Consider the following 4,093-nt stretch of genomic DNA (forward strand, 5'->3'; position numbering starts at 1 on the left):
CGCGCGAGGACGGGCACCGCCGCCAGGGCTGCGATGGCGGCCGCAAGCGGCATGGCGGCTGCCGGCTGCGGCGCCGCTCGCGCGCCACCCGGGGCCAACAGCATCGCGACCGCAGCCGCGAGCAGCACGCCGCCGAGCACCGCCTGCGGGCCCGGAAGGCCGGCTCCGATCAGGCCGGCCAGCAGGAACCCCGCCGCAAGAGGAGCAGCCCAGGGTGGCGAGGCGCGCCCAGCGATCACCAGCGTCGCGGTCGCGATCCCGATCCAGACTGGCCAACTGCGCTGCGCATCCGGGAGAATGCGTGGCGCGCCGGCCATCCACCAGCCGACCCCCGCCGCCACCACAACCGCCGATGGCCAGGCGAGCCAACTCCAGCGTCGCGCCAGCGCACCGGCCAAGGCCGCGGCGAAAACGACCATCAGCATCAGCAGCGGCAGGCGCTCCGGCAGTTGCCGCGGGGTCGCCGTCAGCAAGCCGAAGGTGAACCACCAGCCCGCCAGCACGCCGATGCCGCCCGCCAGACCGGCGAGCAGCGGCCGGCGAAGCCGACCCGCCACCACGGCGGTCGCGAAGGCGACGGCGAAGCCCAGCGCTGCGCCCGCATGCGGGCGGAGCGACTCGATCGGGAGCGCCGGCAGTTCCATGGCGGCCCTCTGCCCCGCTCTCGGGGCCTGGCGCAACGGTCACGCTCCGAAACTTGCATGGCCTGCGCGAACTCCAAAGGATGCCGGCCGGCATGACGGATCGGGCGATGATGGAACGCGGCGCGGTGAAGGTCTGGGATCCCTGGGTGCGGCTGACGCACTGGACCATCGCGCTGCTGCTGCCGGTGTCCTGGTGGACCGCGGAGACGGCGCGGTATGACCTCCACTTCCTCTCCGGCTACGCGATCCTGGCGCTGGTGCTGTTCCGGATCGCCTGGGGGTTCGTGGGGTCGGAGACGGCCCGCTTCGGCGCCTTCCTGAAAAGCCCCGCCGAGGCGCTGCGGCACCTGGCGCATGTCGGGCGCCGCAGCGCCCCAGTGGAGATCGGCCACAATGCAGCCGGCGGCTGGATGGTGCTCGCCCTCCTGCTCCTGCTGCTCCTCCAGGCCGTCGCGGGGCTGTTCGCCGATGATCTCATCTTCACGCGCGGGCCCCTGGCGCGGCGCGTCGACGCGGCGTGGAGCAGCCTCGCCACTGCGGTCCACCTCCGGGCCTTCTGGGTTGTCGTCGCCTTCGCCGTGCTCCACGTGCTCGCCGTGGCGGCCTACCGGGTTCTGCTCGGGCGGAACCTGGTGCGGCCGATGCTGACCGGCGTGATCATGGTGCCCGAGGGCGAAGCCGTCCGGCAGCCGCGTCTGGGCAACCCCGTCCTGGCGATCGTCCTGCTTGCCGCGTCGGGCGGGTTCGTCTGGTGGATCAGCACGCTCCGGCCGGCATCGCTGTTCTGACGATGCCGGGCCGAACGGCGCGCCTCAGCGCGCGCGGTAGGATTGATGGCAGGCGCTGCAGGCGCCGCCCGTGCTGCGCAGCAGGTCGGGCGTGACGTTCCCCGCCTCGGCGGCAGACTTCAGGGCCGCGAGAGCGGTCAGCATGTTCTGGTTGCGGGCCCCGAAATCCGCCCGGTTCGCGTCGATGGCCGCGAGCGCACGGGTCTGGCCGTCCTGCGTCCCCTGGGGAACCGGCGGCGTGAGGCTGGCTGCCGGCACCCGGTTCGGGAGCGACTGGTAGAAGGGCACCATCTGGTCCACGCGGGCGGCGATCTGCCGCTGGTCGCCCCGGGACTGCACGATGGCGGCGATCGCCTCCATATGGCTGCCCATCTCGCGGAAGCCCGCGCGCCGCTCGGCCGCCAGGTTCCCCTGGGCCATGGCCATGCCGGTCGCCCCCACCCCGGCGGCCGCCACCGCAGCCAGTATCCAAGCCTTCATCCAGGATCTCCCTTCGACGCGCGCGAAAGTCGCAGGAGCGCCAAGACCCGGCAACCGGCGATGCGTGACGAACTGTGACCCCGGCTTGCCCCCCCTCCGCCCCTTCGCTATACGCGCGCCTCGCCCGCCGGAGTGTAGCTCAGCCTGGTAGAGCACTGTGTTCGGGACGCAGGGGCCGGAGGTTCGAATCCTCTCACTCCGACCATTCGACACGCGAAACGCGGAACCCCGTCAGGTCACCACCTGGCGGGGTTCTTCGTTCCTGGCGCCCGGCTCTCCACGCGGTGAGGCTTTCGCAATGCTGTGCCGCACGCCTTTCGACGGTGTGAGGATTGCTCCGGCCCGGCAGTGCAACCCACTGCCAAGGAGACCTCATGAAACTCGCAAGCGCCCTGGGCAGCGCCGTCCTGGTCGGCGGCAACCTGCTGCTTTCAGGACCGGTTCTCGCGCAGCAAACGATCGAGGGCCTCGGTCTGACGGTCACGACGACGCCCGCCGCCCTGACCGACTATCGCTTCCGCGGCATCAGCCAGACGCGTAATCGGCCAGCGGCCCAACTGAGCCTGGACGTCGAGCACGGTTCCGGCATTTACGTCGGCGCATTCGTCTCGAATGCCAACTTTGCAGGCACCAATATCCGCCAGGAACTGGACGGCCTGTTCGGCTATCGCTTCTCCGTCGGGGACGTGAAGCTCGACATCGGCGCCGTCTATTACGGCTATCCGGGCTATTCGCGCCCCGCCGGCGGCTTCGAGGCGGCGTGGTGGGAAGGGGCGGTCCGCGCCAGTTGGCAGGCCAATGACGCGCTCAAGCTGCTTGGCAGCGTCTTCTACTCTCCCGACTTCAACTTCGAATCCGGCAACGCGGTCTATGTCGAAGGTGGCTTCGACCTCGTCGCCGAACAGTCCGGGCTGACCCTGTCGCTGCGTGCCGGGTACCAGTGGATCGAGCGGAACGTGCCGACGGCCACGTCACGGACCGATCGCGGCTATTTCGGCGCGCCGGACTACGGCGTGTTCTCGATCGGCCTCTCGCGCGAGATCGCCTATGGCGTGGTCGGCGCCGTGACGGCCAGCACCACGACGCTGGACCGGGCCGACTGCTTCGGCGGAGCGAAGATCTGCGGGACGACCGTCGTCCTGTCGCTCAGCCGCCCGTTCTGAGGCCGCCTAGGGTCACCCGTCGGCGCGTGCCGCCCAGAACATCAGCGCGCGCGCCGGCTTCACCCAGGCGACGCCGGCGACGGCGAAGTAGACGAGCTGCACCGTCCAGTGCAGCTGCAGCACCCAATCGGCCATCGCGACCACGACGCCGACATAGAGCAGGAACCCGAAGGTCCCGATCAGGAGGGCAAGGATGGCGCGCGGCATGGGACCGATGTGGCCCCCTGCGCCGGCCGCGCCAAGTCCACCCCGGCGCTCGCCCTCGGGTCTCGGTTGCGGTCGCTCCGCCTCGCGCGTAGCTTCGGGGGCGAGGAAGGCAAGCTGCTTCGGGAGCCCCGCGCGTCGCGCAGGGTGTCGCGGCGCGCGCCGTCCGCCCACCTCGCAGGACCCCGCGCTTCCCCCGATGACCGAATCGCTGAGCCACTCGCGCCTCGAGGCCGATCCGAGCATCGACCTCAAGGACCATATTCGCGGCATCCCGGATTTCCCCAAGCCGGGCATCCTCTTCTACGACATCTCGACCCTGCTGCGGCACGGGCGCGCCTGGCGCACGGCCATGGCGCGGCTCGCGGAAAGGATCGCGCCCCACAAGCCCGACGTGCTCGCCGGCATCGAAAGCCGCGGCTTCCTCGTCGCCGCGCCGCTCGCGCTCGAACTCGGGCTCGGCTTCGTCATGCTGCGCAAGCCGCGCAAGCTGCCGGGCCTCACCATCGGGCTGAACTATGCCCTCGAATACGGCACCGACCGCATCGAGATGCAGGCGGATGCCGTGCAGCGCGGGCAGCGCGTCGTCGTGCTCGACGACCTGCTGGCCACCGGCGGCACCATGTCGGCCGGCATCTCCCTGTTGCGGCAGGCGGGCGCGATCGTCCCATGCGCCGCCTGCCTGATCGAGAAGACCACGACCCGGCGGAGGAACCGGCGCACATCCTCGGTGGCCGCGACGGAGAAGACCATGCGCGCGACGCGTTCGCGCAGCGGACCCGTCGGCCCCGACAGCGCCGCCCAGGCGAAGGAC

Annotated in this window: 4 protein-coding genes, 1 tRNA gene and 2 pseudogenes; 4 read left to right on the plus strand and 3 right to left on the minus strand. The window is 71.0% G+C overall.

The annotated features are described in order from the left end of the window. Positions 1 to 644: pseudogene (locus tag L2I40_RS19845) on the minus strand (hypothetical protein); the annotation flags it as partial. A 92-nt stretch (positions 645 to 736) separates the two neighbouring features. On the opposite strand from L2I40_RS19845, the gene L2I40_RS19850 reads away from it, so the two are divergent. After that, complete coding sequence (locus L2I40_RS19850) at positions 737 to 1,432, plus strand: cytochrome b/b6 domain-containing protein (RefSeq protein ID WP_237216913.1); 696 nt, start codon at positions 737 to 739, stop codon at positions 1,430 to 1,432. Positions 1,433 to 1,456: 24 nt separating this feature from the next. Here L2I40_RS19850 and L2I40_RS19855 read toward each other — a convergent pair whose 3' ends face one another. After that, a complete protein-coding gene (locus L2I40_RS19855) occupies positions 1,457 to 1,912 on the minus strand; it encodes a cytochrome c (RefSeq protein ID WP_237216914.1) in 456 nt (151 codons plus the stop codon). A 128-nt stretch (positions 1,913 to 2,040) separates the two neighbouring features. Here L2I40_RS19855 and L2I40_RS19860 point away from each other — a divergent pair. Then, positions 2,041 to 2,117 (plus strand) — tRNA-Pro (locus L2I40_RS19860). Positions 2,118 to 2,286: 169 nt separating this feature from the next. After that, a complete protein-coding gene (locus L2I40_RS19865; RefSeq protein WP_237216915.1) occupies positions 2,287 to 3,075 on the plus strand; it encodes a TorF family putative porin in 789 nt (262 codons plus the stop codon). 12 nt (positions 3,076 to 3,087) lie between these two features. On the opposite strand, the gene L2I40_RS19870 is transcribed toward L2I40_RS19865, so the two are convergent. Beyond that, entirely contained in the window at positions 3,088 to 3,282 is a 195-nt protein-coding gene (locus tag L2I40_RS19870) for a DUF2842 domain-containing protein (RefSeq protein ID WP_237216916.1), read from the minus strand. A 241-nt stretch (positions 3,283 to 3,523) separates the two neighbouring features. Here L2I40_RS19870 and L2I40_RS19875 point away from each other — a divergent pair. After that, positions 3,524 to 3,997: pseudogene (locus L2I40_RS19875) on the plus strand (adenine phosphoribosyltransferase); the annotation flags it as partial. Positions 3,998 to 4,093 lie beyond the last annotated feature (96 nt).

The organism is Falsiroseomonas oryziterrae (assembly GCF_021864505.1).
GTDB classification, from domain to species: domain Bacteria; phylum Pseudomonadota; class Alphaproteobacteria; order Acetobacterales; family Acetobacteraceae; genus Falsiroseomonas; species Falsiroseomonas oryziterrae.

Coding starts and splice junctions, on each gene's coding strand:
- L2I40_RS19855 (WP_237216914.1), bottom strand. CDS start 1,912: ATGAAGGCTTGGATACTGGCTGCGGTGGCGGCCGCCGGGGTGGGGGCG.
- L2I40_RS19865 (WP_237216915.1), top strand. CDS start 2,287: ATGAAACTCGCAAGCGCCCTGGGCAGCGCCGTCCTGGTCGGCGGCAAC.
- L2I40_RS19870 (WP_237216916.1), bottom strand. CDS start 3,282: ATGCCGCGCGCCATCCTTGCCCTCCTGATCGGGACCTTCGGGTTCCTG.
- L2I40_RS19850 (WP_237216913.1), top strand. CDS start 737: ATGACGGATCGGGCGATGATGGAACGCGGCGCGGTGAAGGTCTGGGAT.